The sequence below is a fragment of the Psychrobacter sp. AOP5-GZ1-6 genome, assembly GCF_052376345.1.
GTDB lineage: Bacteria > Pseudomonadota > Gammaproteobacteria > Pseudomonadales > Moraxellaceae > Psychrobacter.
In genome coordinates, this window is the sequence record NZ_JBQSVP010000358.1 from 1 (window position 1) to 380 (window position 380).

1 protein-coding gene is annotated in these 380 nt (G+C 41.8%); it reads left to right on the forward strand.

Features of this window, described 5'->3' with window-relative positions; genetic code table 11:
* A partial coding sequence (locus ACT3RN_RS16200) for a transposase (protein WP_444518883.1) occupies positions 1-380 on the forward strand: 380 nt, incomplete at both ends.

The window sequence follows — 380 nt, forward strand, 5'->3', positions numbered from 1 at the left end:
CCTAGGCATCAGTCAAAAAAAAAGACCTTAGAGCATCCAAAAGCATGTCCAATAAAAAGAGCGGCGTATCAGAGTAAGCTTGATAACTTTAAACAGCAAGGTTATCCCATTGTGTATATGGACGAAAGCGGTTTTGAAAGCCAGACCATTCGTCCTCATGGTTATGCACTGATAGGCAAACCCTGTATCGACAGCTACAACTGGCAAGGTAAAAAGCGAACCAACGTCATTGGGGCTCTATATGAAAAGATGCTATTTGCACTGGATTACTTTGAACACAACATTAACAGCGGCATATTCTACGATTGGTGCAAACACACCCTAATCCCAAGCCTTAAAACCAAATGCGTGATTGTCATGGATAACGCTCGGTTTCATAA